This is a genomic window from Opacimonas viscosa, assembly GCF_024199005.1.
GTDB lineage: Bacteria > Pseudomonadota > Gammaproteobacteria > Enterobacterales > Alteromonadaceae > Opacimonas > Opacimonas viscosa.
The window spans coordinates 1-266 of record NZ_JANATA010000164.1 but is presented as its reverse complement, the minus strand read 5'-3'; the positions used below and the strand labels follow the sequence as shown (position 1 = coordinate 266).

Sequence of the window (266 nt, the reverse complement as noted above, 5' to 3'; positions counted from 1 at the left end):
AGCAGAATGCAAGTCGTGCAGTGAAAGCCTGGCAGCACTGGTAGATAAATTCAGACCTGACAATAAGGCCACATCCGAATGACGCAGTTTATCCGCACGGCGTCTGCCTGGATTTTAATGATTGCCTTGATTGTCGTGGTCATCGCAGCTAACTCGGTATACACCATTCACACTCTAAACGAACTGGCAGCTGTGGAAGGCCGTATTTTCACGACCAATAAAATCATTGATTCGATCAACGCTTTGCACGTTGCTGTATTGCGCAC

General features: G+C 47.4%; 1 pseudogene. It reads left to right on the top strand.

The window, feature by feature from the left end:
* Positions 1–78: 78 nt before the first annotated feature.
* A pseudogene (locus NLF92_RS13130) lies at positions 79–266 on the top strand (sensor histidine kinase); the annotation flags it as partial.